General features: G+C 40.4%; 30 protein-coding genes. 17 read left to right on the top strand and 13 right to left on the bottom strand.

Annotation, left to right across the window (positions count from 1 at the left end; translation table 11 throughout):
* Positions 1 to 45 precede the first annotated feature (45 nt).
* Both ygfZ and DPV85_RS00230 read right to left on the bottom strand, forming a co-directional pair.
* Positions 46 to 885: a CAF17-like 4Fe-4S cluster assembly/insertion protein YgfZ gene (ygfZ, locus tag DPV85_RS00235; protein WP_111326335.1), complete on the bottom strand. Its 840-nt coding sequence runs from the start codon at positions 883 to 885 to the stop codon at positions 46 to 48.
* A gap of 8 nt (positions 886 to 893) precedes the next feature.
* Positions 894 to 1,757 (bottom strand): YicC/YloC family endoribonuclease, encoded by an 864-nt coding sequence (locus tag DPV85_RS00230; RefSeq protein ID WP_070868573.1) that lies wholly within the window; start codon positions 1,755 to 1,757, stop codon positions 894 to 896.
* A 176-nt stretch (positions 1,758 to 1,933) separates the two neighbouring features.
* Here DPV85_RS00230 and DPV85_RS00225 point away from each other — a divergent pair, with 176 nt between their 5' ends.
* On the top strand, positions 1,934 to 3,148 hold the full coding sequence (locus DPV85_RS00225) for an aromatic amino acid transport family protein (RefSeq protein WP_111326333.1): 1,215 nt from the start codon (positions 1,934 to 1,936) through the stop codon (positions 3,146 to 3,148).
* Positions 3,149 to 3,190: 42 nt separating this feature from the next.
* Here the strand turns inward: DPV85_RS00225 and DPV85_RS00220 are convergent, their stop codons facing one another.
* On the bottom strand, positions 3,191 to 3,826 hold the full coding sequence (locus DPV85_RS00220) for a DUF421 domain-containing protein (protein ID WP_054419033.1): 636 nt from the start codon (positions 3,824 to 3,826) through the stop codon (positions 3,191 to 3,193).
* A complete protein-coding gene (locus DPV85_RS00215) occupies positions 3,826 to 4,281 on the bottom strand; it encodes a DUF3290 family protein (protein ID WP_049365274.1) in 456 nt (151 codons plus the stop codon). The genes DPV85_RS00220 and DPV85_RS00215 overlap by 1 nt, the downstream gene beginning before the upstream one ends.
* A gap of 147 nt (positions 4,282 to 4,428) precedes the next feature.
* Here DPV85_RS00215 and nudC point away from each other — a divergent pair, with 147 nt between their 5' ends.
* From nudC to glmS, 6 genes are all read left to right on the top strand, one after another.
* The gene (gene nudC, locus DPV85_RS00210; protein ID WP_111326332.1) at positions 4,429 to 5,223 is read left to right on the top strand and encodes an NAD(+) diphosphatase; all 795 of its coding nucleotides are present in this window, start codon (positions 4,429 to 4,431) and stop codon (positions 5,221 to 5,223) included.
* A gap of 10 nt (positions 5,224 to 5,233) precedes the next feature.
* Positions 5,234 to 6,298 (top strand): uroporphyrinogen decarboxylase, encoded by a 1,065-nt coding sequence (gene hemE / locus DPV85_RS00205; protein WP_054419031.1) that lies wholly within the window; start codon positions 5,234 to 5,236, stop codon positions 6,296 to 6,298.
* A gap of 11 nt (positions 6,299 to 6,309) precedes the next feature.
* Entirely contained in the window at positions 6,310 to 6,900 is a 591-nt protein-coding gene (locus tag DPV85_RS00200; RefSeq protein WP_111326330.1) for a YjaG family protein, read from the top strand.
* A 137-nt stretch (positions 6,901 to 7,037) separates the two neighbouring features.
* On the top strand, positions 7,038 to 7,310 hold the full coding sequence (locus DPV85_RS00195) for an HU family DNA-binding protein (protein ID WP_005696943.1): 273 nt from the start codon (positions 7,038 to 7,040) through the stop codon (positions 7,308 to 7,310).
* Positions 7,311 to 7,436: 126 nt separating this feature from the next.
* On the top strand, positions 7,437 to 8,219 hold the full coding sequence (locus DPV85_RS00190) for a DeoR/GlpR family DNA-binding transcription regulator (RefSeq protein ID WP_070868558.1): 783 nt from the start codon (positions 7,437 to 7,439) through the stop codon (positions 8,217 to 8,219).
* Between the two features lie 50 nt (positions 8,220 to 8,269).
* On the top strand, positions 8,270 to 10,102 hold the full coding sequence (glmS, locus tag DPV85_RS00185) for a glutamine--fructose-6-phosphate transaminase (isomerizing) (RefSeq protein ID WP_014064713.1): 1,833 nt from the start codon (positions 8,270 to 8,272) through the stop codon (positions 10,100 to 10,102).
* Between the two features lie 64 nt (positions 10,103 to 10,166).
* Here the strand turns inward: glmS and lpxH are convergent, their stop codons facing one another.
* Positions 10,167 to 10,871, bottom strand: coding sequence for a UDP-2,3-diacylglucosamine diphosphatase (gene lpxH, locus DPV85_RS00180; protein WP_111326328.1), 705 nt, complete (start codon positions 10,869 to 10,871; stop codon positions 10,167 to 10,169).
* A gap of 87 nt (positions 10,872 to 10,958) precedes the next feature.
* Between lpxH and DPV85_RS00175 the strand changes: the two genes are divergently transcribed.
* From DPV85_RS00175 to DPV85_RS00140, 8 genes are all read left to right on the top strand, one after another.
* Positions 10,959 to 11,681, top strand: coding sequence for a 1-acylglycerol-3-phosphate O-acyltransferase (locus DPV85_RS00175; RefSeq protein WP_111326327.1), 723 nt, complete (start codon positions 10,959 to 10,961; stop codon positions 11,679 to 11,681).
* A 1-nt stretch (position 11,682) separates the two neighbouring features.
* Complete coding sequence (locus DPV85_RS00170) at positions 11,683 to 13,092, top strand: multicopper oxidase domain-containing protein (protein WP_111326325.1); 1,410 nt, start codon at positions 11,683 to 11,685, stop codon at positions 13,090 to 13,092.
* 26 nt (positions 13,093 to 13,118) lie between these two features.
* Positions 13,119 to 13,604, top strand: a complete 486-nt coding sequence (locus DPV85_RS00165; RefSeq protein ID WP_111326324.1) for a PM0630 family protein — start codon at positions 13,119 to 13,121, stop codon at positions 13,602 to 13,604.
* A 148-nt stretch (positions 13,605 to 13,752) separates the two neighbouring features.
* The gene (locus DPV85_RS00160; protein WP_111326322.1) at positions 13,753 to 14,112 is read left to right on the top strand and encodes an MmcQ/YjbR family DNA-binding protein; all 360 of its coding nucleotides are present in this window, start codon (positions 13,753 to 13,755) and stop codon (positions 14,110 to 14,112) included.
* A gap of 133 nt (positions 14,113 to 14,245) precedes the next feature.
* A complete protein-coding gene (locus DPV85_RS00155) occupies positions 14,246 to 15,223 on the top strand; it encodes an ABC transporter substrate-binding protein (RefSeq protein WP_111326321.1) in 978 nt (325 codons plus the stop codon).
* 21 nt (positions 15,224 to 15,244) lie between these two features.
* Positions 15,245 to 16,042: an ABC transporter permease gene (locus DPV85_RS00150; RefSeq protein ID WP_111326319.1), complete on the top strand. Its 798-nt coding sequence runs from the start codon at positions 15,245 to 15,247 to the stop codon at positions 16,040 to 16,042.
* Complete coding sequence (locus DPV85_RS00145) at positions 16,042 to 16,734, top strand: ATP-binding cassette domain-containing protein (protein ID WP_207798029.1); 693 nt, start codon at positions 16,042 to 16,044, stop codon at positions 16,732 to 16,734. The genes DPV85_RS00150 and DPV85_RS00145 overlap by 1 nt, the downstream gene beginning before the upstream one ends.
* Entirely contained in the window at positions 16,727 to 17,824 is a 1,098-nt protein-coding gene (locus DPV85_RS00140; RefSeq protein ID WP_111326317.1) for an NnrS family protein, read from the top strand. The genes DPV85_RS00145 and DPV85_RS00140 overlap by 8 nt, the downstream gene beginning before the upstream one ends.
* A gap of 51 nt (positions 17,825 to 17,875) precedes the next feature.
* On the opposite strand, the gene DPV85_RS00135 is transcribed toward DPV85_RS00140, so the two are convergent.
* Entirely contained in the window at positions 17,876 to 18,259 is a 384-nt protein-coding gene (locus tag DPV85_RS00135) for a MerR family transcriptional regulator (protein WP_111326316.1), read from the bottom strand.
* 85 nt (positions 18,260 to 18,344) lie between these two features.
* On the opposite strand from DPV85_RS00135, the gene DPV85_RS00130 reads away from it, so the two are divergent.
* Complete coding sequence (locus tag DPV85_RS00130) at positions 18,345 to 18,962, top strand: cation diffusion facilitator family transporter (RefSeq protein WP_111326314.1); 618 nt, start codon at positions 18,345 to 18,347, stop codon at positions 18,960 to 18,962.
* Between the two features lie 54 nt (positions 18,963 to 19,016).
* Here the strand turns inward: DPV85_RS00130 and folB are convergent, their stop codons facing one another.
* A complete protein-coding gene (gene folB / locus DPV85_RS00125) occupies positions 19,017 to 19,373 on the bottom strand; it encodes a dihydroneopterin aldolase (RefSeq protein WP_049356175.1) in 357 nt (118 codons plus the stop codon).
* A gap of 97 nt (positions 19,374 to 19,470) precedes the next feature.
* Between folB and plsY the strand changes: the two genes are divergently transcribed.
* Positions 19,471 to 20,070 carry a glycerol-3-phosphate 1-O-acyltransferase PlsY gene (gene plsY / locus DPV85_RS00120; protein WP_014064698.1) on the top strand — a complete coding sequence of 200 codons (600 nt, stop codon included), beginning with the start codon at positions 19,471 to 19,473 and terminating at the stop codon, positions 20,068 to 20,070.
* A 49-nt stretch (positions 20,071 to 20,119) separates the two neighbouring features.
* On the opposite strand, the gene rpoH is transcribed toward plsY, so the two are convergent.
* The 6 genes from rpoH to DPV85_RS00090 all read right to left on the bottom strand — a co-directional run bounded on the left by rpoH (position 20,120) and on the right by DPV85_RS00090 (position 25,824).
* Positions 20,120 to 20,962: an RNA polymerase sigma factor RpoH gene (gene rpoH, locus DPV85_RS00115; protein WP_049356179.1), complete on the bottom strand. Its 843-nt coding sequence runs from the start codon at positions 20,960 to 20,962 to the stop codon at positions 20,120 to 20,122.
* Between the two features lie 148 nt (positions 20,963 to 21,110).
* Positions 21,111 to 21,422 (bottom strand): DUF2322 family protein, encoded by a 312-nt coding sequence (locus DPV85_RS00110; RefSeq protein ID WP_111326312.1) that lies wholly within the window; start codon positions 21,420 to 21,422, stop codon positions 21,111 to 21,113.
* A 19-nt stretch (positions 21,423 to 21,441) separates the two neighbouring features.
* Positions 21,442 to 22,467, bottom strand: a complete 1,026-nt coding sequence (gene murB / locus DPV85_RS00105; RefSeq protein ID WP_111326311.1) for a UDP-N-acetylmuramate dehydrogenase — start codon at positions 22,465 to 22,467, stop codon at positions 21,442 to 21,444.
* A 9-nt stretch (positions 22,468 to 22,476) separates the two neighbouring features.
* Positions 22,477 to 24,180, bottom strand: coding sequence for a nitrate/nitrite two-component system sensor histidine kinase NarQ (gene narQ / locus DPV85_RS00100; RefSeq protein ID WP_111326309.1), 1,704 nt, complete (start codon positions 24,178 to 24,180; stop codon positions 22,477 to 22,479).
* Between the two features lie 134 nt (positions 24,181 to 24,314).
* Positions 24,315 to 25,529 (bottom strand): MFS transporter, encoded by a 1,215-nt coding sequence (locus DPV85_RS00095; protein WP_111326307.1) that lies wholly within the window; start codon positions 25,527 to 25,529, stop codon positions 24,315 to 24,317.
* Positions 25,530 to 25,671: 142 nt separating this feature from the next.
* Complete coding sequence (locus tag DPV85_RS00090; protein ID WP_111326306.1) at positions 25,672 to 25,824, bottom strand: DUF1232 domain-containing protein; 153 nt, start codon at positions 25,822 to 25,824, stop codon at positions 25,672 to 25,674.
* Between the last annotated feature and the right edge of the window lie 23 nt (positions 25,825 to 25,847).

Raw genomic sequence — 25,847 nt, 5'->3', positions numbered from 1 at the left:
TCATCATTAATGATGCTTATAAGTCATCAATGACTAAATCGTTTTTTAGCTATTGATGGAATAAGGTAATGGTTCAATTTTCAGAACGGTTCCATCTTCAGGTAAACGGAAATGCGTCCCTTCTTCTAAATCGTTATTCATCACCACGTGTAACCATAAAACGCCGTCAAAATTGACCGCACTTACGATCGTACCGGTTTTACGCCAAGCTGTTTCTAACTGCATTTCTATTTCGCTACCGATTTTCGGTGTAACCGTGGTTTCCCCCGAAAGCACATACATCGCACGTTTATTGGCGCCACGATATTTGGCACGTGCGACGGTTTCCTGCCCGATATAACAGCCTTTAGTAAAAGAAATCGCTTGTTCAATCGCTTGTAGATTTAATGCCTGCGGGATAAATTCATTTTGCGTTTCTGCGCTCAAGCTTGGTAAGCCCGCTTGAATATCCGCACAAAGCCATTGTTTTTCATCGCCATTAAAAGTGACATCTAACGGTGTTGGATTGATCAAAATTGCACGGTTTTCATCAATATCTAATTGAATCTGCGCGTAAATTCGACCGCACTTTTCACCAATCAAGCCGACAATTTGCCAATCCAATACTTGAAAGGTCACTTTTGAAAACACCGCATATTTTTTTAAATGATCGAGTGGAGCTAATAAAGCTTTCGGCATTAAAATCAAAAACTGCTCTGCTGAAAGCTTAATTAAGCGGAATAAGGAATTCATTTTACCTTTAGGATCGCAATGCGCTGTAAGCGTTGAAGCGCCAGCTGCTAAATGCACCACATCACAAGTTAATTGGCCTTGCAGATATTTTTCCGCATCCACGCCCGCCACTTCCACCAAATCATAGTGGTTTAATGAAATAAATGTTGCCATGATTTTTCCTATTCAAGGTTTTGAATTTGTTCACGCATTTGTTCAATTAATACTTTCAACTCCACAGCAGAAGCGGTAATATCGGCATTAATGGACTTTGATGCCAAAGTGTTAGATTCACGATTCAGCTCTTGCATCATAAAGTCCAGTTTACGGCCCACTGCCCCGCCTTTTTTCAAGATATTATTGGTTTCTTTCACGTGCATTTGCAGACGATCTAATTCTTCCGCCACGTCCACACGTTGCGCCAGTAAAATCATTTCTTGTTCGACTCGTTGTGGATCTAGTTGAATCTTCGCTTCTTCAAAACGTTGCAATAAACGCTCACGCTGCCATTGTAAAACCGCCGGCATTTGTGACCGCACTTTTTCAGCTTCTACCGTAATACCATCAAGACGTTGTTGAATAATGGCTTGCAATTTTTCGCCTTCACGCCCACGCATTGCAATAAATTCCACCAACAACTCATCAAAAGCTGTCAACAAATCTTGACTGATAGCATCTAAATCTTGCTCAGCCGCTTCTACCACGCCGGGATAACGCAATACGTCCGCTAAATTGATTTCGCCCTCACCAGCTTGTGCCTTAATCCATTGTAAAGATTGAATAACTTGATTCGCTAATTCTTTATTTAAATTGAGCTCAGCCGCCGCTTGTTTTTTGCTATCAATACGCAATGAACATTCAATTTTACCGCGAGTGAGATTTTGACGAAGTTTCTCACGCAAAGCATTTTCCAAGCCACGAAATTGCTCTGGCAAGCGGAAAAAGTTTTCCAAATAACGTTGGTTAACCGAACGAATTTCCCAAACTGCATCACCCCAATCTTTCTTGATTTCAAGGCGTGCAAAGGCTGTCATACTATAAATCATAAGAGCTCTCCTACTATTGTCTCTTGTCTTAATTGATTCGCCGGCTATTTTATCGGGAAAGTGCGGTCATTTCTACCGTACATTTTGTAGAAGAATTTTGTTTTCCCTACTTTACACACTGTAAAGATTAAAATACAATCATCGTAAATTTATTATTACAACCTAAGGAAGATAAAATGAACAAGACCGTGGGAAGTACCTTACTTGTTGCAGGAACCATGATTGGTGCGGGGATGTTGGCAATGCCACTCACCTCTGCAGGGATTGGCTTAACTGCGACTGTTTTCTTATTACTTGGCTTGTGGGCAGTGCTTACTTTCACCGCACTTTTATTCGTGGAACTGTATCAAACCGCTGACAGCGATGCGGGAATCGGCACACTTGCTGCACAATATTTTGGTAAAGCAGGGCGAATTATTTCCACTGCTGTTTTAATTGTCTTTTTATATGCCTTAATTGCCGCTTATGTGAGTGGTGGTGGTTCCTTATTAATGGATTTACTCCCAGCCATGGACGATAAAGATACCATGAATAAAATCGCGGTGCTTGTATTCACCATTTTCTTCGGTAGTTTTATTGTCATCGGCACCCACAGCGTGGATAAAATCAATCGCGTGTTATTCTTTGTGATGATTGCTGCTTTTATCTTAGTGCTCGCGTTAATGCTACCGAACATCAAATTTGATAACTTAATGGCGATGCCAATTGATAACGCTTTAATTATTTCTGCAAGCCCTGTATTTTTCACGGCATTTGGTTTCCACGGTTCCATTCCAAGTTTAAATAAATACTTAGACGGTAATGTAAAATCCTTACGCATTGCGATTTTAGTGGGTTCTGGCATCACATTATTTGCTTACTTTTTATGGCAGCTTTCTACGCACGGCTTACTCAGCCAAAATGAGTTTTTACAAATTTTACGTGAAGACGCCACGTTAAATGGCTTGGTGAAAGCAACCTTAGAAATCACCCAAAGCCCAATTATTGCGAATGCGGTAAAAATCTTCTCCACTTTAGCATTGGTCACTTCATTCTTAGGGGTGGCATTAGGTTTATTAGAATGTATCGAAGACTTGCTCAAGCAATCTTTTGATATTCATGCAGGGCGTATTTCATTAGGTTTAATGACCTTCATTCCACCAGTGCTTTTCTCCCTTTTCTATCCGGAAGGTTTTATTCTCGCTCTGGGTTATGCTGGTCAAATGTTCGCGTTCTACGCAGTGGTTTTACCGGTAGCATTAGTTTGGAAAGCACGTGCGATTCATCCTAACTTGCCATACAGAGTGTGGGGCGGTAAAGCATTGTTAGTACTTGTATTGGTGCTTGGGGTGATTATTACTTCAATTCCTTTTGCCATCCGAGCGGGTTATTTACCTTTTGTTGTCGGTTAAAATGAGCGAAAAAAAGACCGCACTTTTAAGGTGCGGTCTTTTTTATTTGTTTTCATATACATGTGCCACTAACTGACCATTCAAGTATTCGCCAATATACACTTGCTCAATCGTCATGTTCTGTTTTTCTAACTCAGCTTTAACCCATTCTTCATCACGATCAATAATTTCTAAAACATCATCATCTAATTGTCCATCAATAATTAATGGATAACGTAAATCATCATCACCGTATCGAATAATCGAAAGTTGTCCATTTTGTTCAAATACCGCACGTTTAACCGTTTTGATTTCATAAATACCGGCAGCACGTAACTTAAACATGAGGTCATTAGCAGTAATACTGTTTTTCATACATTCAGCAGTTTTTACCTTGCCGTTTGAAATCACCCAAACAGGTTTACCATCAATCAACGATTTAACTAATTTGTTATGATTTTTGATAAAACGGAGGGTAAAAACCAATAATGTCCAAAGCACGAGCACGAGAGAGAACTGGAATACCCCAATACTATCGCTATAAATCACACCACCAATAATGCCACCTAGCACATAGTTTTGTACCTGATCCATCGCGGAAGTCGGTGCAAGGTTACCTTTTCCCATTAAGTTAATTTGGAGTACCAGTCCAATAATACCCATGGCCAATTTCAAGCCTAATAATGTGTAGCCATCCATTATTTATCCTCCTTATCAATCACAGTAACATTAGGGTTTACTAAGTTAATTGGGGATAAGGTATACGCTGAAAAATCATTATTAAAATGGACTTCGAAATACTGATCCCGAATATTTAAAATCATGCCGTTCATTAATGTACGGCTATTGGTACGAATATCTTCTTTCTGTAAATTTTGACTATCTTTCACCGAATTTAAAAATGTCACCACGCTAGAGATATCAGCTGCATAGACTTCATTTTGCTCATATTGCTTATATTGCACACCGAGCAAGAAAATAATTAATAAAAGAAAGATAATACTGAGATCGCGATATTTGGTTTGTAACCGATGACGTAAATATAAGCTTGTCACCACAAGCAATGCACCTAACGAGACAAAAATGGCGATATATTTAAAATAACCTTCAAAAGACATCGCATTTTCTAAAAAAGCAAAAGAGAAAAAAGACATTTGTCATTCCTAATTTTAAAGAGAAAAACAGGTTACCACTGTAGCACAACTAAAACTGACTAGCTATTTTTATCACAGAAATTAAATTCGTTTTTCCGAAAAATCCCTTTTATAATGACCGCACTTTTGAAACAAAAAGAGAAAAATATGAATGCAATTCAGCCCGAAGATCAGGGATATTGGCTGCTCACCAAAGGATCGACACTTTATTGGCAGGAAAATGATCTGCCTTTCGGAACAGCAAAGGAACTCGGCCTCACAACGCAAAAAGCAATGTTGCTCGGGAAATGGAAATCACAACCTTTATGGCTTGTGGCAGAAAATGATCAAGATGAACGAGAATACCTTTCCTTACGGAGTTTGTTATCTTTACCGACTGAAGATTTTTATTTATTAAGCCGAGGCGTGGAAATCAATCATTTTTTGAAAACCCACCAATTCTGCGGAAAGTGCGGTCAAAAAGCGGAACAAACTCACGATGAGCTAGCGGTTCAATGCACAAGTTGTGGCTATCGTACTTATCCCGTTATTTGCCCTTCGATTATTGTCGCCGTTCGCCGTGGCACAGAGATTTTATTAGCCAACCATAAACGCCATTACACGCCAGGCAAAGCAGGTATTTACACCACGCTAGCCGGTTTTGTAGAAGTGGGTGAAACCTTCGAAGATGCCGTTCATCGTGAAGTGTTTGAAGAAACTGGTATTCGCGTGAAGAATATTCGCTATTTCGGTAGCCAACCTTGGGCATTCCCTAATTCACAAATGGTGGGCTTTTTAGCTGATTACGACAGCGGAGAAATTCAACTGCAAGAAACAGAACTGCATGATGCACAATGGTTTTCTAGTACTGCCCCCTTGCCAGAATTACCGCCAACAGGTACTATCGCACTCAAATTAATTAATGCTACGCTTGAGCTTTGTAAAGCGGAACAAAATAAATAAAGGAAAGCCCATGTCTGAATTAAAAAATGATCGTTATTTAAAAGCCTTATTACGTGAACCTGTGGATATGACCCCCGTATGGATGATGCGCCAAGCGGGACGCTATTTGCCTGAATATAAAGCAACACGTGCAGAAGCGGGCGATTTTATGTCTCTTTGCCGCAATGCGGATTTAGCTTGTGAAGTTACCTTACAGCCACTTCGTCGCTATGCTTTAGATGCGGCTATTTTGTTCTCAGATATTTTAACTATTCCTGATGCAATGGGCTTAGGCTTAAGTTTTGGTGCAGGTGAAGGCCCCAAATTTGCTCATCCAATTGAAAACAAAAGTGCGGTCGAAAATTTACCGATTCCTGACCCTGAAGGCGAACTTCAATATGTGATGAATGCTGTTCGCACAATTCGTCGCGAACTAAAAGGCGAAGTGCCACTTATTGGTTTCTCTGGTAGCCCGTGGACACTGGCAACGTATATGGTTGAAGGTGGTAGCAGCAAAACCTTCAATAAAATCAAAAAAATGATGTATGCCGAACCGCAAACCTTACATCTTTTATTAGATAAAGTAGCGGATTCCGTGATTTTATACCTAAACGCACAAATCAAAGCAGGTGCACAAGCGGTCATGGTGTTTGATACCTGGGGCGGTGTATTAGGTCATCGTGAATATTTAGACTTCTCTCTGCAATATATGCATAAAATCGTTGATGGTTTAATTCGTGAACACGATGGTCGTAAAGTACCGGTAACCTTATTTACTAAAGGCGGTGGGTTATGGTTAGAAGCCATGGCTAATACAGGCTGTGATGCGCTAGGATTAGACTGGACAGTTAATTTGGCTGATGCGAAAGCGCGTGTGGGTCATAAAGTGGCGCTACAAGGCAATATGGATCCAAGTGTGTTATATGCACCTGCAGAGCGTATTGAGCAAGAAGTGCGGTCAATTTTAGCTGATTTTGGACAAGGCAGCGGCCATGTATTTAACTTAGGTCATGGAATCCACCAAGATGTGCCAGAAAGTGCACCAAAAATCTTCGTGGATGCCATTCATGAATTCTCAAAAGCCTATCATAAATAAGCGAGAAAAAAATGCGAAATCCAATTCACAAGCGCCTGGAAAATGTTGAAAGCTGGCAACATCTGACCTTTATGGCCTGCTTATGCGAACGCATGGCACCAAATTTTGCGCTGTTTTGTCAAATGACCGAACAGGAGCAAGCAGAAAAGACCTATCACAACATTTTAAATTTAGTGTGGGAATTTCTAACCGTTAAAGGGGCGAAAATCAATTTCGAAAACCAATTAGAGAAGCTCGAAGAGATTATTCCTGATGTGAATGAATATGACTTCTTTGGTGTGGTACCTGCTCTTGATGCTTGTGAAGCGCTAGGTGAATTGTTGCATGCTATTATCGCTGGCGAAACACTTGAAAAAGCGATTCAAATTAGCCAAATTTCGTTAGGTACGGTTTGTTCTTTGTTAGAAACTCAAGAAAATCGTGATCTTTCTGAAACCGAGCTAAAAGCTCGCGAAGAAATTGAAGAGGAGCTAGACCTTCAATGGCAAATCTATCGCTTACTCAAAGACTGTGAAAAACGCGATATAGACTTGATTTTATCCCTCCGAAACGAGATTAAACAGGAGGGAATCTCCAACATTGGTATAAAAATTGAGCAATAACGTGAGATTTGTCACAAATTTTGCAAATCGGGCTTTTATTTCCCGCCAAGTTCGATTAGACTTGCCCAAGCCGTAGCAGTTAAAAGCTACGCTTATTTGAATAGAGTCAATTTTAATTTAACAGAAGGTACAAATTTATGAACAAAACAGATTTAATCGATGCAATTGCAAGTGCAGCTGAATTAAACAAAAAACAAGCCAAAGCTGCATTAGAAGCTACTTTAGCCGCTATCACTGGTAGCCTTAAAAAAGGTGAACCTGTTCAATTAATCGGTTTCGGTACATTCAAAGTGAACAAACGTGCAGCACGTACTGGCCGTAACCCACAAACTGGTGCAGAAATCAAAATCGCAGCATCTAAAGTTCCAGCATTCGTATCTGGTAAAGCATTAAAAGACGCAATCAAATAATTGGTCTTAAAACGAATTTTAATTGAACCCTGCTTTGTCAGGGTTTTTTGTTGCCTAAATTTTAGCTTTACAATCATTATTTTGCCGATATAATTCCGAACCGAAACTTATTATGGAATATAAATAATGAAACGAAATATTCAACACCGAAATACCCAACAACGCAGACATGCCATTATGCAGCTACTGCAAGAACAAGGTGAAGTCAGTGTAGAACAGCTTGTACAATTATTTGACACTTCTGAAGTGACGATTCGAAAAGATCTCACTGCATTAGAAAGTAATGGTTTCCTTCTTCGTAAATACGGTGGTGCCATTTTAATGCCACAAGAAATCATCGAAGAAGAACAAGATAATGAACTTTCGCAACGAAAGTTAGTCTTAGCAAAGGCAGCTGCAGAACGTATTCGTGATCACAATCGCATTATTGTGGATAGTGGTAGTACAACCGCTGCATTGATTAAACAACTTAATCGCAAGCAAGGCTTGGTTGTGATGACGAATTCGCTTTCGGTGGCCACCGCATTACGTTCACTCGAAAATGAACCGACACTCTTAATGACGGGAGGCACTTGGGACACACGCTCTGAATCCTTCCAGGGCAATATTGCCGAACAAGTGCTACGTTCTTATGATTTTGACCAATTATTTATTGGTGCCGATGGCATTGATTTAGAACGTGGTACAACGACATTTAATGAGTTGGTTCGCTTAAGCCAAGTGATGGCTGAAGTATCTCGCGAAGTGATCGTGATGGTGGAATCACAAAAAATTGGCAGAAAAATGCCAAATGTGGAATTAACCTGGCAGCAAATTGATGTGCTGATTACTGATAACAAATTATCTCAGGCTGATAAAGACGCCATAATGGCGCAAGGCGTAGAAGTAATTTGTGTAGATGTGGCATAAAGTGCGGTCAGAAAAATAAGACTTTTAATTTTAGTAAATAAGGAAAAACTATGTGTGGTATTGTTGGTGCGGTAGCACAACGTGATGTAGCAGAAATTTTAATTAATGGTTTACACCGCTTAGAGTATCGTGGTTATGACTCTGCAGGTGTTGCTGTTGTGGATCCAAACCATGAATTACACCGAGTGCGCTGCTTAGGTAAAGTAAAAGCCCTTGATGAAGCCGTTGCAGTAAAACCATTAATCGGTGGTACAGGGATTGCGCACACACGTTGGGCAACTCATGGTGAACCTTCTGAAGCCAATGCTCACCCGCATACTTCAGGTAACTTTGCTGTTGTCCATAACGGTATCATCGAAAATCACGAAGAATTACGTGAATTACTTAAATCACGTGGTTATGTGTTTAATTCTCAAACTGATACCGAAGTAATTGCTCACCTTGTTAATTGGGAAATGCGTACAGCCTCAAATCTTCTTGAAGCTGTCCAAAAAACCGTAAAACAACTTACTGGTGCATACGGCATGGTTGTACTAGATCGTGAGCATCCAGAACATTTAGTGGCAGCGCGTTCAGGCAGCCCATTAGTAATTGGTTTAGGAATTGGTGAAAACTTCCTGGCATCTGACCAACTTGCGCTATTAAGCGTAACTCGTCGTTTCATCTATTTAGAGGAAGGCGATATCGCAGAAATCACACGTCGTACCGTGGATATTTACGATGCGAATGGTCAAAAAGTAGAACGTGAAGTACACGAGTCTAACCTTGAAAATGATGCAGCAGAAAAAGGCAAATTCCGCCATTTCATGCAAAAAGAAATCTATGAGCAACCAAATGCATTAATCAACACCATGGAAGGGCGTATCCTTCATAACAACGTGATTGTGGATGCTATTGGTAATGGCGCAGCTGAAATTTTAGAAAAAGTTGAACACATTCAAATTGTGGCTTGTGGTACCTCTTATAATGCAGGGATGACTGCTCGTTACTGGTTTGAAGCACTTGCTGGCGTGAGCTGTGATGTCGAAATCGCGTCTGAATTCCGCTATCGCAAATTTGTCACTCGCCCAAATAGCTTGTTAGTGACTATCTCTCAATCAGGTGAAACAGCGGATACTCTTGCCGCACTTCGCTTAGCAAAAGAAAAAGGTTACATGGCAGCCTTAACGATCTGTAACGTATCAAGTTCATCTTTAGTACGCGAATCTGATCTTGCATTCATGACACGTGCTGGCGTTGAAGTCGGTGTGGCATCAACTAAAGCTTTTACCACTCAGTTGGCTGCATTATTAATGTTAGTGACTGCAATCGGTAAAGTAAAAGGCAATATCTCAAACGAACAAGAAGTGGAAATTGTAAAAGCGTTACAATCACTTCCGGCTGAAGTTGAAAAAGCCCTTGCATTTGATAAAGATATCGAAGCATTAGCAGAAGACTTCGCAGAGAAAAACCATGCACTTTTCTTAGGTCGTGGTGAGTTCTACCCTATCGCAATGGAAGCTTCATTGAAATTAAAAGAAATTTCTTATATCCATGCTGAAGCTTATGCGGCAGGTGAATTAAAACACGGTCCATTAGCCTTAATCGATGCAGACATGCCGGTTATCGTGGTCGCACCAAATAATGAATTACTTGAAAAAGTGAAATCAAACATTGAAGAGGTACGTGCTCGTGGTGGTCAGCTTTATGTGTTCGCTGATAAAGAAGCAGGCTTCACACCAAGCGAAGGCATGAAAATTATCACCATGCCAAAAGTGAATGAAATTATTGCACCAATTTTCTACACCGTTCCTATGCAATTATTGTCATACCATGTGGCATTAATTAAAGGAACCGACGTGGATCAACCTCGTAACTTAGCAAAATCGGTAACCGTAGAATAAAGTGCGGTTGAAAATTAGCACGTTTTAATACAAAAAAGCACAGGTTTAATCCTGTGCTTTTTGTTTAAATAAACCGATAACCGTTTTTTGTCACTTCCAAAATTGAGGCATAATCCTTTCGCCAATCGCCTAACACAATTCGCGTGTATGTTTCCTCCTGATGAATGGCTTCTCGATGTGTATGGCCGTGAATTAACCGATTAACGCCAAATTCTTTCACTGTTTGTGCCGTAAACGCTAAATTCACATCCATGATATCCAGCGCCTTATATTGCTTATCCTGTTTACTCTTCGCGCGGATTTTTTCTGCAATTTTTAACCGCACTTTTAATGGCAAACATAAAAACAATCTTTGTCGCCATTTTTGATGCACTTTTCGGCGAAATTGTTGATATTTCACATCATCAACACATAAGGTATCGCCATGACAAATTAAGGTTTTCACGCCATAAAGATCAACACAATAATAGTCAGGCAATAACGTTAAACCACAATCTTGAGCAAATTTTTTTCCCACTAAAAAATCTCGATTGCCATGAATGAAATAACAAGCAATGCCTTTTTCTGTAAGATTTTTAATTCGCTGCTTAACTTGTGAAATTAAAGGTGAAGTTTCATCGTCACCAATCCAAAAATCAAAAAGATCCCCCAAAATATAAACCGCTTGCGCTTCTTGTGCTTTGTTTTGCATAAAATCGTTAAAAAGTGCGGTTAATTCTGGCTGGGTTTCGCTCAAATGAAGATCTGCAATAAAATAAATGGGTTTCATAACTATTCCGTCATTTTTTTCATTAGATTAGCACACATTTTTGTGTAATTTGCTATACTTTCCAAAAATTTTAATTAGGTATTTTCTATGTTAAAAATCGCCAGAATTCTCATCGTTGCACTTTGCTGTATTTTAATTTGTGTGCTCGGTACGATCTATTCCTTTATTCGTTTCAAAAACCCAAGCAATGTGGGCGTTATGGCTCGCTGGTTTGGTCGTTTATACCCTTTATTTGGCTTAGAAGTAGAACACCGCTTTCCACAAAATAAAGAGAATATGCCGCGTTGTATTTATATCGGTAACCACCAAAATAATTTCGATATGGTGACCATCTCTTACATGGTATTACCTCGTACGGTAAGTGTAGGTAAAAAAAGCCTAATTTGGATTCCTTTTTTCGGCATTTTATATTGGGTAACCGGCAATATTCTCCTAGATCGTGAAAATCGTTCTAAAGCACACAGCACCATGACTGAACTTGCTCGTCGTATCAATAAAGACAACCTGTCAATTTGGATGTTCCCTGAAGGTACACGTAGCCGTGGTCGTGGTTTATTGCCATTCAAAACAGGAGCATTCCATGCAGCGATTGCAGCTGGCGTACCAATCGTGCCTGTTGTGTGTTCGACGACGCATAACAAAATTGATTTAAATCGTTGGGATAACGGTAAAGTGATTTGTGAAATGATGGAGCCAATTGATGTGTCAGCATACACAAAAGACAATGTGCGCGAACTCGCTTCTTACTGCCACGATTTAATGGAAAAACGCATCGCCGAACTCGATGCTGAAGTTGCACAAGGAAAATAATATGTTGCGTCTTTCTCGTCGCCAATTATTAAAAACTACCGCAATTTCAACCGCACTTGCTGCCACACCTCAATCGGTATTAGCAGCATCCCGTGAAAAATTAACCATTCCTCCGTTGATGGAAACAAAACGTGGCCGCCCAATTATTCTCAACATGGAAGAAACCGGCTACAAGTTAGATGGCTCCCATAGTGTCAGTGTATGGGGCTTTAACGGCAATTATCTTGGCCCCACTATTCGCATCAAATCGGGTTCCTTTGCAAAACTCAATTATCACAACAATTTGCCACAAAGTATTGCTCTCTCTATTCAGGGATTACAAGCCAGTGGTGAATTATTTGGTGGTGCTGCAAAAGTCCTCAAAAAAGGGGAATCTTGGGCACCCATTATCCCAATTGACCAACCTGCCGCGACTTGCTGGTATCGCTCTGCGACCCTGGCGAACTCGGCTTATCAAACCTATCGCGGCATTGTGGGAATGTGGTTGATTGAAGATGATCAAAGCCTAAAATCACAACTTCCTCACAAATATGGTGTGGACGATATTCCATTAATCTTGCAAGATATGGAATTTAACGGCGACGGATTACAATTATTTAAGCAAAATCAACCGCACTTTGTCGGTAATCGTCTCCTCGTTAATGGTCAAGAAGCGCCTTATCTTGATGTCCCTCGAGGCTGGGTGCGTTTGCGTTTGCTCAATGCTTCATTAGCAAGAGCCTATGATCTCCGTTTAGATAATGAGCAAGAGATGTTACTTATTGCGAAAGATTTAGGTTTTCTACCTCAAGGTAAAGCGATTAATTCTCTCATTCTTGCACCGGGAGAACGTGCCGAAGTGTTAGTCAATTTAAGCGAAGGAGAAGGTGTATCGCTTATCTCCGGTGCTAAACGTGGTATCTTTGACAAAATCAAAAATGTGTTCAGTTCAGGTAATGATTTTGCAGATAACACCGTTTTAGAACTTCGACCACAAGGTGAAATCTCCGCATTCAGTAAAAAAATGAATGAGCAATTTAATACTGATGCCACGGCTATGCTCGAAAGTAAAATCGCCCAAGAACGCACCTTTGAATTGGATGTCACGAATGGCTTAATCAATAAACAACGTTTTGACCCGCGTCGTGTTGATGTTTCGGCTAAAGTCGGCACCGTCGAACGTTGGATTATCAACAGCTCGCTGCCTGTGGGCTTCACCATTCAAGGCGCTAAATTTGTTATTGAAAGCCAAGATGATGTCAACGTTGATGTGTCGGAGCTAGCCTGGAAAGACACGGTTTGGGTGAAAAAGAAAGTACAAATTTTAGTAAAATTTGAACAACCTTCGTCAAATACTCATCCATTCTTATTTGGCTCATCCAATTTAATGCTGGCAGATATGGGATGCCTTGGTATAATGATTGTTCAATAAAATAATGATATAAAAAGGAATCTAACATGAAAAAAATCTCAACATTCGCTTTAATTGCGACCTTATTCTCAACTGGCACATTTGCTGTAGCACCAGAATCAAAAGACACAGCTAAAGATACTGCAAATGAGCCCACTATTTATCTCTCGGTGTTTGATAGAACTCAGGAGCCATCACCTGATTTAAATAAAAAAGAAACCTCTCGTTCTAATAAAACTGAGAAAGTATGTTGGGTAGCAACGGGGAATTTTGGTAAAAAAGCAACGGTAAGTGAAACCTTTAAAGCTCAAGCCCAAAGTGAATTCACTAGTTCGATTGAGAATGCAAAAGTGGTGTCATCACCAAATAAAAAACTCCATACTATCACTTATACCAGACCAACATTAGAAAATGGTAAATACATGATGAACTGCTGGACATTCGACCACCGAGATCCAATCGGCAAATATGTGCTGACTGTCAAAATCGGTAAACACGAATTTGAAAAACAAGTTTTCCATGTGACTGAGTAGTTAAAAATAGACAACGAAACGATCGCACTTATATGTGTGCTCTTTTAAGGCTAAAGCAAGGACTGTCTGAAATTCAATTTTCAGACGGTCTTTCTTTTCTCTGCTTTACGACTGATAATAACTCCATTCATCATTCAAGGAGTAACCCATGCACCAAGCACAACAAATCTTTGATTATGCGGCTAATCAATATGCGACACAGCCAGAATATCTTTGGGAAAAATACCCCGAATATGCCATCTTGCGCCATGGTAATGCCAAAGGGAAATGGTATGCGCTTATTGGCAAGATCAGTAAAACTAAACTTGGTTTAAAAGAAGAAGGAGAGACTGATTTTATCAATCTCAAATGTCCACCCGATATGGTGAGTATTTTGCGACAATCACCTAATTTCTTGCCCGCCTACCACATGAACAAAACTCACTGGCTAACGATTATGTTAGATCATGGCGTAGAAATAGAGGAAATCTTCAAGTTGTTGGATTGGAGCTACGACTTAACAAAGTAGAAGAATTTAAAAACACCTAAAAATCTAACCGCACTTTTGTCTTTCTTTACTTTAGTCACAGCTAGTAAGATAATTAATGAAAACTATTATCAAAATACAAGTATTAGACTTGTTTCATTATAAGGAGATAACCATGACAATGAATAGACGTGATTTTTTAAGAATGAGCGCAGCACTTACGGCAGCAGGCATGTCGCCCTCTCTCTTTGCAGCAACAAAAGAACAATTTACCATTTATGGTGCACCCGCGATGCCAAGCGTGACCATTGCGGTGGCGGCAGCACAAGGTAAATTAGCCAAACAAGCGGATGTAGCATTGGAAATTTGGCGTTCGCCTGATCAGCTGCGTGCGGGTGTGGCTAGTGGGCAATTTAAAGTGATGATGAGCCCAAGTAATGTGGGCGTGAATTTACGCAATCAAGGGCAACAAGTTGGCATGGTGAATATTCTCACCAATGGGATTACGCAGTTGATGTGTAAAGGTGGGGCTATTACTTCACCGCAAGAATTGGTGGGTAAAAAAATCCTAGTGCCATTTAAAAACGATATGCCTGACATCGTATTGCAAGCTTTACTGAAAAAATTGAATATTGATATTAATAAAGTGGATATCACCTATGCAGCAACGCCAACTGAGGCAATTGGTTTGTTCTTACTGAAAGATTTCCATACGGCTATCTTGCCAGAACCGATGGCGAGCGCCGTTGTGCAGAAAGCTAAAATTGTCGGTACGGAGATTGTACGTGGCTTTGATTTAGTGAAAGAATGGGGACAGGCATTTAACACTAAACCACTTATTCCAATGGCGGGCATTATTGCTAACGAAGAATACTTCCACGCACACAAGGCGGAGTTTGATCTACTTCACCAAGATTTAAGTGATGCGTTAAACTGGATTATGGCTAACCGCAAAAGTGCGGCTGAAATTGGCGCTAATTATCTTCCTGCTCCAGAAGCCGCTATTGAAATGGGCTTAGACGGTGCGCGCTTAACGGTGACTAAAGCCAGTGAACTGAAAAATGAAATCATGCAATTCTATGAAACCTTGATGGAGTTCAATCCAAAACTCTTAGGTGGTAAATTACCAGATGATAAATTCTTCTTGGCTTAATTGGAAACTGAATCACATAACATGATTAAAACTGACAAAATCCGTAAACCACAACCTGTCCTGTTTTACATCATCGACTACCTCTGGAGCGGCTTTACTGGCTTGAGTGTGGCGATGATGGTTGTTGCCTTGTGGGCTTGGGGCAGCTCAGTATTTGGTGAATTTATGCTGCCTGCTCCCGCGGATGTTTTTCAAAAAGCCCTTGATTTGCTCGATCATTTCCAACAAAACGAAATCGGTATTTCATTATGGCGTTCTGTGGTGGGTATTGCCATTGCATTAGTCGCAGGCTTAGCCGCAGGGTTGATTGCAGGCAGCTTTAAAACGGCTATGGCATTGCTTAAACCCGTAATTACGATTTTGTTAGCTATGCCGCCAATTATTTGGGTCGTGATGGCATTATTTTGGTTTGGCTTTGGCAACCCAAGTGTACTATTTACCATTATCGTATTAGTCGCCCCGCTGACCTTTGCCAGTGCAGCCATGGGCATGGCAAGTGTAAACAAACAACATGAAGAATTGTTTGATGCGTACAAGCTCGGATTGTGGAAAAAAATCCGCTATTTATATGTTCCCCATCTCACGGGCTATGTAATTTCCAGCATTGGCGTCGCGGTTGCGATGGGCGTAAAAGTGGTAATTATGGCAGAGCTTTTGGGTGCCAATGAGGGGGTGGGAGCACAGATTGCCGATGCCAGAGCCATGTTAGATACGTCAACGGTCATGGCTTATGTGCTGTTGGTGATTGTATTTGTTTCACTCTTTGAATATTTGATTACCAAGCCATTGGAAATCCTATTTATGCCGTGGAGAAGATAATGCTGAGTTTAAAAAATGTGCGTTTTGAAATTCTCCGCGATCCCATCGTGCGCGATTTCAGTATGGATTTACAACCGGGCGAAGTGAAAACTTTATTCGGCCCAAGCGGTTGTGGTAAAACTACGGTACTGCGTTTAATTTCAGGTTTAGAAACACCAAAATCAGGCGAAATCCATAATACATTCCGTAAAACGGGGTTTCTATTTCAAGAAAATCGTCTATTAGAAAATCTCACTGCCATGCAGAATATCGCCATTTTTATGGATAATCCTAATGAAAATGAAATCATTGCGCTGGCAGAAAAGATCGGGCTTTCTTCGGGTGATTTGAATAAATACCCGACCGAATTATCGGGCGGTATGGCAAAACGCGTGGCATTTTTGCGTCTATTGCTATGTGGCTGTGATTTAGCCTTATTGGACGAACCTTTTGTCGGTTTGGATCGTGATTTACGTGATATTTTAGCCGCTATGTTAGTGGAAAAAATTGAGCAGCAAGGCATGGCTTGCATTTTAGTGACGCACGATCGTTTTGAAGCAGCTCGATTAAGCCGAGAGATTATGCAGCTTTCTCCAAAAGGGATGGATGTGCAAAATGTGATTACCTTGCCAACGCCATTATCCGAACGTAACTCAGCCTTTGAAGAAACCGTAGTCGCATGCGAATTTCAAGGAATCCATTATTATGAATAATTTCTTTACCCATCCGATGCGACCCTTCTTTGTTGGTGCTGCCATTCTTGCGATTGTTGGTGCTTTGAGCTTTTTCATCAGCCCCGATGATCTCATCCTACACCGCAAAATTTTCTTAGAATTTATGCTACCAGCCGCATACGGCGGCTTTCTGACGGCTTCCATGCTCGAATGGACAAATTACAAAGGCAATTTAAAACCTATTGCGACAATATTAGCAGTGCTCTTGCTTGCAGGATTGATGTTATTGCCATTTTCCCCGCAAACCGCCTCGTTTTTAGTGGCTGCTTATTGGCTCGCGTTGTTACTCTTTTGTGCTTGGCTGTTTTGGTTGGATCGCAATACCGACAATTTTACTTTACTGATGTTACTTGCAGCATTTATGGTTTGTCAGACAGCTTACGCCATGACTGATAGTCTGAAATTATTGCGGGCACAGGTGCATTTGAATATGGCGGCAGTGATGTTTGTATCAATTCGAGTCAGCATTCTATTAGGCGCAGAGGCACTGAAAGAAAGTACATTGAAAGATCCTGTATTTATCCCGAATGTCGTGTATAAAAATATCGCGATTACATTTTTATTACTTCATGCGGCAGCAGAGCTTTGGTTGCCTGCGCAAACAGCCGCGTTTACAGCCTTTGCCGTTGGCTTTATCTTGCTTGCCAAGTTACGCGAATTACATCATCACGAACTGCTACGTAAACATTATGTACGCACTTATTATTTCCTTCAACTGTTCGCCGCGATTGGTTATTTATGGATTGGCATAAATAAATTAATTGATGAACCTACTGCCGATCCATTACACATGGTGACACTCGGCGGTATTCTCGGCAGTATGATGATGATTTGGCTCACTGCGGGATTATGGCATAGTGGCTTTACGAAACTGGATTACCCAAAACTCTGTCGCCTTGCCGTGCTTTGTCTTTTTACCGCAGCGCTTTCGCGAGCTTGTTTAATGTATGTGGACGAGCTGTTTTTTATCGCGATTCCGGCTATTTTAATTGCTATCGTGTTTGTACTGTATCTCGCAACCTTTGTGCCGATATTCCGAAACAATGCCTTTACGGATGATCCGGAATAGTGACCAATCCGCACATCAACGTGCGGATTTTTGATATTTTTTAGACCGCACTTAATAGGCTTTTAATTGTGCCATGGCTTTACAATCTGCAGCTTGATGATCATCTTCGGTAATTAAACTTTGTAGGAAATGTTTAATTTCAGTCAGCTCGGCAATTTTTTCTTCGACTGAAACCAAATGTTTTGCCAACATACTATCCACTTCACAATGTTGAGATTGTTGCGTTTTCATCTCATTAAAAAATTTAATTTCGGCCAAGCTAAAATCTAACGCTCGGCAGGTTTTAATAAACTTTAATTGTTTCAAACTGGCTTCATCATAATCTCGATAACCATTTGCCAGCCGTTTAGGCTCCGGCATTAAGCCCATTTTTTCATAATACCGAATCGTTTCTAAATGAATACCGCTTTGTTTGCTGAGTTCATTAATTTTCATTTTTTTAAAATCAAGCCTTGACCTTGTAGTTACTACGGACTTTATACTTTATCCCAAGTTAATCAAAGACACAATGAGGAGCAATATGTCTCACCATCATTCTCATGAACATCACGAGCACGCTCATGAGTATCACGACCATATTCCACAAAATAAAAAAATTTTGGCATTCAGTTTTATCGTCATTACAGGCTTTATGATCATTGAATTTCTTGGGGGGTATTGGTTTAACAGCTTGGCACTCATGGCTGATGCGGGACACATGGCAAATGATAGTTTATCGTTATTTTTAGCCTTGCTAGCGTTGTTTCTATCTACTCAAAAACAAAGATACATTGCCCTACTTAATAGCGGCTCATTGATTGTTGTGGCATTGATGATTTTAGTTGAAGCCATTCAACGCTGGCAAAATCCCATCGAGATGATGGCATTACCAATGCTTGGCGTGGCATCTCTAGGATTATTGGTGAATCTTTTCGTTGCAAAGATAATGTTGAACAGCGATCATGATAATCTCAATATTAAAGCAGCGTATCTACATGTACTCACCGATTTATTTGGTTCCATTATTGCTATACTTTCGGGTCTCAGTACCTATTTTCTGGGATGGTTATGGGTTGACCCATTGGCAAGTATGATATTGAGTATTCTTGTGCTAAAAAGCGGAATTGGAGCATTTCGCTTGGCATTAAAAAACACTTAAAAAATTAACCGCACTTTGGTTTGATATTTCCAAAGTGCGGTCAATTTTCAGCGATTATTTCAACTCACCGCGCTCTACAATGATCCCCACATTACTTGCTTGAGCAACGGCTTTCGGTTTGCTTAATTTAAGACGTAACCATGAAATCCCGAAACGTTGTTGTAATTGTTCTGCTACTTCATAAGCCACTCGCTCAATCAATAAAAATGGCTTAGCTTGCACATAGTCTAAAATAAATTGACTGACTTCGGCATAATTGAGGCAGTATTGTACATCATCCGTTTCTGCAGCTTTTTGACAATCCCATGCCATTTCCAAATCAAAAACAAGCTTTTGCTTGATTTGTTGCTCCCAGTCATATACGCCGATTTGTGCGAAGACCACTAATTCTTCAATAAAAATACGATCCATCTCTCATTCCTGTAAAAATATAGTGGGCTTATGCTATCAAGTTTGGTTAAAATAACGAACAAGTTTTTCAAATACAATCAAGATTGTGGAGCACAAAATGAGCCTATTTGCCCTTTTTTATATGATTTTTGCTTATTTACTGGGTTCAATTTCCAGTGCAATTTTGATTTGTAAGGTAGCAGGCTTGCCTGACCCACGAAAAAACGGCTCTCATAACCCTGGTGCGACCAATGTATTGCGTATTGGCGGACGTTGGGCAGCGCTCGCAGTATTAATTTGCGATATTTTAAAAGGGATGTTACCTGTTTGGGCGGGTTATTATTTAGGGCTCACGCAATTTGAATTAGGCATGGTTGCCTTGGGTGCGTGTTTAGGACATATCTTCCCTATTTTCTTTCAGTTTAAAGGCGGGAAAGGTGTAGCGACTGCATTCGGTGCCATTGCACCCATCTCTTGGGGCGTCGCTGGCTCAACACTAGGTACGTGGTTGTTAGTCTTCTTAATTAGTCGCTATTCTTCATTAAGTGCGGTTATCACTGCACTTCTTGTACCGTTTTATGTTTGGTGGCTTAAACCGGAATTTACCTTCCCCGTTGCCTTAGTTTGCTGTTTGCTGATTTATCGTCACCACGACAATATTCAGCGCTTATGGCGAGGCCAAGAAGATAAAATGTGGGGAAAATCCAAAAAGAAATAAATAAAAAAACCTGTCGATAATCGACAGGTTTTCTTTTTATCAAAATGGCTTAGAAATCAACCGCACTTTTAAGTTTTTTCAGTGCGTTTGCTTCAAGCTGACGAATACGTTCTGCAGACACATTATATTTTGCTGCAAGATCATGAAGGGTGGCTTTATCATCATCTAACCAACGCGCTTTGATAATATCTTGGCTACGTTCGTCAAGATTTGCTAAAGCTGTTCCTAACTTTTCTGTTGCTTGTTCTTCAAAGTTTTCGCTTTCAAGTTCTGCCGCAAAGTTTGAGCTTTTATCTTCTAAATATAAAGAAGGTGCATAAGCTTCGTCATCATCGTCTGTTGGCAAATCAAAGCCTACATCAGCCCCTGTCATACGGGATTCCATTTCGATGACATCTTCTTTTGACACACCAAGCTCATTCGCCACCATATCCACTTCGTTTTCATTGAACCAACCTAAACGTTGTTTAGTTTTACGTAGGTTAAAGAACAATTTACGTTGTGCTTTCGTGGTCGCGACTTTCACAATACGCCAGTTGCGAAGGACATATTCATGGATTTCAGCTTTGATCCAATGCACCGCAAAGGACACAAGGCGAACACCCACTTCCGGATTAAAACGTTTTACCGCTTTCATTAATCCGATATTACCTTCTTGAATTAAATCTGCTTGCGGTAATCCATAACCTGAATAACCACGCGCAACATGAATAACAAAACGTAAGTGTGATAAAACTAACTTTTTCGCTGCTTCAATATCACCTTCATAATACAAACGTTCTGCTAAGCTTTTTTCTTCCTCTGCAGTCAGCATCGGATATTCGTTTGCTGCTCGAATATAACCTTCGATGCTACCTTGAGGTACTAACATCATTTGAGTTTCTTTATTCATTCTTCTCCTCACAGCATGCGGAGCTAAGCTCCAACTTATTAATCGTCTAGTTATAGCACAATATTTAAAATTATTGTAGCTTTAATTTGTTCTATTTGACAGTTTTTAGCGATTAAAAGTTCAAATTTATTACAAAAAATTTATTAAACTATTTTAATGGAATGAGTGAATAATTCAATTCTTCCGCGACGACTTTAAACAATAAGTCGATGTTAGGGTGCTTGCCTGGATTTTGTTTGGCATCTTCAACATGCTCTGCAAACCATTCTATGCCTTGCTGCGCTGAAATGCGGTCTAATTTTCCGTTAAATTTTTCTGCCAGTGCATTATAAAGACGAAGTGAACCTAACTTGCCTGGTGCAGCAGGAATATGATGAATCACGGTTTCATCGTTTAATACGTCTAAACCTGTTAGATGATCAATGGTGGGTAAAGTCTCTAAAATGTCTTTAAAGTTCATGATTGGTTTCCTCTATAAATTAACTAATGGCTTGCTCTGAATTCACTTCGCCATTCTCGCCCATAAAGCGTACTTCAGGCTGTAAATATACACCAAATTTATCTGCCACGGTTTGGCGGATATGATGTGCTAACTTAACAACATCCTGCCCAGTGGCATTGTCTTTATTAATCAGCACTAAAGCCTGCTGTTGATGAACGGCTGCGCCACCGATTTGAAAACCTTTTAAATGGCATTGATCGATTAACCAACCTGCTGCAAGTTTCACAGAGCCATCCGGTTGTGGAAAGTGCGGTAGATTTTCGACCTGTTTTTGGATTTTCACAAATTGCTCTGCACTCACTACAGGATTTTTGAAGAAACTGCCCGCGTTGCCAAATTCTTTTGGATCGGGCAATTTACTGCGGCGAATATGGCACACTTCATCAAACACTTGTTTTGCCGTTACAGTTTGAGGATCAAAATTCACTAATGAGCCATATTTTAAAATTGGTTGCCAATTTTTGGCTAATTTCAATCCAACCGCTGTAATCACATAACCTTGTGCATAGCGATGCTTAAAAATACTTTCACGATAACCAAATTCACATTCGTTCGCCTGTAAACGGAATTGTTCGCCCGTGTTGAGATTCAATACATCCACGTAATCGCACACATCTTTAAATTCTACGCCATACGCTCCAATATTTTGAATCGGCGCTGAGCCGGCACAGCCGGGAATGAGTGCGAGATTTTCTAAGCCGTCAATCCCTTGAGAGAGCGACCATTCCACTAACTGATGCCAATTTTCGCCACCATTAACATGCAAATAATGGTAATCACTATCTTCTGTATGTTGAATACCTGATAAACGGTTAACAATTACAACACCTTGGAAATCGTCTAAAAACAGCATATTGCTGCCTTGTCCTAAAAATAAGACAGGTAGATTTTCAGCTTGTGCTTTTTGCCAAGCTTGTTGGATTTGTTCAATCGATGTGGCTTCAATAATTTCACGTGCATTTGCCGGAATATTGAAGGTGTGAAACGGCTGTAAACTTTGCATTAACTTTCCTTAAAAAAACGTGTGAGGAAGCGTGATTTTAACGATAGTACCACCTTGCTCCCCTTTTGAAATACTGAACTGAGCATTTAATTGTCGACTGCGCTCAGTCATGATATTTAAACCATAATGCCCTTCTGGCTCGTCTAATGTCGGAATCCCGACACCATTATCTTGCACAAGAATTTCATATTCACCCTCGGCATTAATATGGGCTTTCACTTCAATCAGCGTGCCTTTTGAGTGTTTAATCGCATTTAACGTTGCCTCACGTACAATTTGCAGAACGTGCACTAATTCTTGTGGATTTAAACTTTGTGAGGGCAAACTGCATTCTACGGTCATTTGCATCTTCGTTTGTGAGCGCAAACTTTCGATAACTTGTTCCAAGGCAACCTGTAAATTGGCTTCTTGCACCGTTAAACGGAAGGTCGCCAATAATTCTCGTAATTGAGAATAACCATCTGATAAGGCTTGTTCAAATTCACCAATGATGGCAATACTTTTTTCTTTTGATTCCTCGTCTTCTTTCTTCAAATTATGCTTTAACAGCGTTAATTGAATTTGTAAGAAAGACAATACTTGAGCCAACGAGTCATGTAATTCCCGTGCAATAATTGACCGCTCTTCCATTAATAAGAGTTGCTCTTGTTGACGTTGCGTTTTGTGTGAATACAACGCTTTTGCCACCATTTGTCCTAGGTTTTTCATCATTCGCGGATCGGGACAAGGTAAACCGGCTTGCCATGAGAGCACTGCTAAGTTTTCATTTTCAATGGAAAGTTCTTCGACTTGAAGTGATTGTTTAGGATCTTTTTGACCAAAAGAAATTTCCCAATGTTCTGATCCGAAAATTTCTAACTCAATGTAGCGTAAATGTTCGCTGACACGAATATGATTGAGCACTTGGCTGAGAATTTTATCATTAATCTTCGTGGGCGTAAGTAACTGTGAGCTTTGATAAAGTGTTGTTAAAGAGCGGTTGGTTTGACGCAACTTTTGCGTTTGCTCATTTACCGCATCTTCTAAACGCGAATAAAGTCGCCCTAACTCAGAAGACATTTGCGTAAACACTTTCGCTAAAATACCCAGTTCATTATTGCTTTCTGTATCAAGCTGGATATGGTTAAACTGCCCCATTTGTACTTGCATGCTGGCTTTGGTCATCTGCTCTAAAGGCTTCACGACTTCGCGCTTCATATACCAAATCACATAAGACACCATCGCAAGAATCAATAGCATAGAAACACACAATACCGAAACCGCAATAATCCATTTTAGTTCAGCAAAGCGTTGTAATTCCAACACGAAATCATCGACATCTTGTACATAACTTTTTAGTTCGGCGTGATATTTTTCAATTTGATGGCTACGCGCAAAATCGGACATCACCGTCCAGCGTTTAAGGATTTCTTGATAGGACTCTCTCACACCTGATGGCGCAAAAAGCTGATTTTGCACTGTCAGCAAAGCATCGGCATTGAGACTGCGTTGATAACGCACTAAATTTTGTTCTACCGTATCCAGCGAACGTTCCATTTCCGTTAATAGCCGATAACTTTGCATACGCAAAGAACCGGAAATATTAATGGCTTCCGCATCCGATTTATTACTGGCCATCACGATAAAACTCAATGAGCTAATAATGCCCATGAAGATAATGACCACAAATAAATATTTAGCAATACGGGTAGAAACTGAACGTTTAGCGTACACGATAATTCTTCAAAATTGGAAAAAGTGACCATAGTTTAGCACAAAGTGCGGTTGAAATTGGCTGATTTTTCACAAATAAAAAACATCGGCTTTAACCCCGATGTTTTCAAAAACTTGAATTTTTTTGACCGCACTTAGCTTAATTCTTTGCCTTTTAATTCTGGCACTAAGAAGACTGTCGCCACCATGTCGATAACATAAATTACCGCCAAGAAAGCAATTGCAATACTGAATGAGTACGCAGAGACAATCGCCCCGACAACAACTGGTCCAAAACCACCAACAGCACGACCTAAGTTAAATAACACATTTTGTGCCGTTGCACGCGCTTCTGTCGGATAGGCTTCAGCCATTAACGCGCCATAACCGCCCATCATGCCGTTTACAAACATCCCCAAGAAGGCACCGGCCACTAACATTGCCGTTGGGTCAGTTAATTGAGAGTAAGTGATGATGCTGATCACTGCACCAAGTTGGAATAATAAGAAACTTGGTTTACGTCCGATTCTATCGGCTAAGCGACCAAAAATCCAAATCCCTGCCATCATGCCGCATACGGTCACCGCCGTCCATAAACCTGATTTCGTTAAACTAAAGCCAAGTTGTTTAGATAAGAAGTTTGGCATCCAAATCATAATGCCGTAGTAACCAAAGTTTTGTACGGAAGTTAACACTACTACACCTAGGCTCACTTTTGTGGTTGCTTTGTCTTTTACTAAGAGTTGGAAAGATTCCAATTTGGATATTTTTTGGATAGAAAGTGCGGTCTGTTTTCGTGAGAAAATTTCAGGTTCGTGTAAACGGGTACGTAAATACCAGGCCACAAACGCTGGGAAGATACCAACAACGAACATGCCGCGCCAGCCAATATGTGGAAGCAATACTGGGGTGAGTAACGCAGCCGCTAACACACCAACTTGCCAACCTAATGCCACATAAGACGCTGCTTTTGCACGGTGTTTTGCTGGCCACGCTTCAATGGCTAATGCCATACCGATACCAAATTCACCGCCCAAACCGATACCCGCAATGGTGCGATAAATTAATAAATCCCAATAGCCTTGTGCGATTGCACATAAACCGGTGAATACAGCGAAGAGGACGATTGTCCAAGTCAGCACGCGTACACGCCCATAACGATCGCTTAATGCACCAAATACAATACCGCCCACCACGGCACCAATAAGAGTCCAGGTAACTAATGAGCCAGATTGTGCGGGAGTTAAATTAAGATCTGCCGAAATGGCACTAAGCATAAATCCAAGAATAAGAAGATCGAATCCATCCATCGCATAGCCGACAGCTGATCCAACCAAGGCTTTCCAGCCATATTGATTGACGTTTGTCATGATTGAGGTTCCTTTTGCTACTCACGGGTAGCGTTTAAAGTGAAATAATGAGGAAAGAAATTTTCCGACGCGTAGTTTAGAGAAATTAAAGGAATTTTGCAAGAATAAGAAAAGTAAAGTGCGGTTGATTTTATTCAACTTTTTATTTTTTCAATAAAATTCGAATTAATAAGGCAATCGCTGCCGCATCATCGACTAAACCTAATGGGCCAAGCACCGCTTCAGGCAAAATATCAATGGGACTGAACAGATAAATCAGAATGATGACGATTTTAATTAACTTTGTTTTATTCATAGTCATTGGACGAAAAGAAAAAG

Origin of the sequence: Haemophilus parainfluenzae (assembly GCF_003252725.1) — a bacterium.
Taxonomy (GTDB): domain Bacteria; phylum Pseudomonadota; class Gammaproteobacteria; order Enterobacterales; family Pasteurellaceae; genus Haemophilus_D; species Haemophilus_D parainfluenzae_L.
This window is presented reverse-complemented; position numbering and strand designations above follow the sequence as displayed.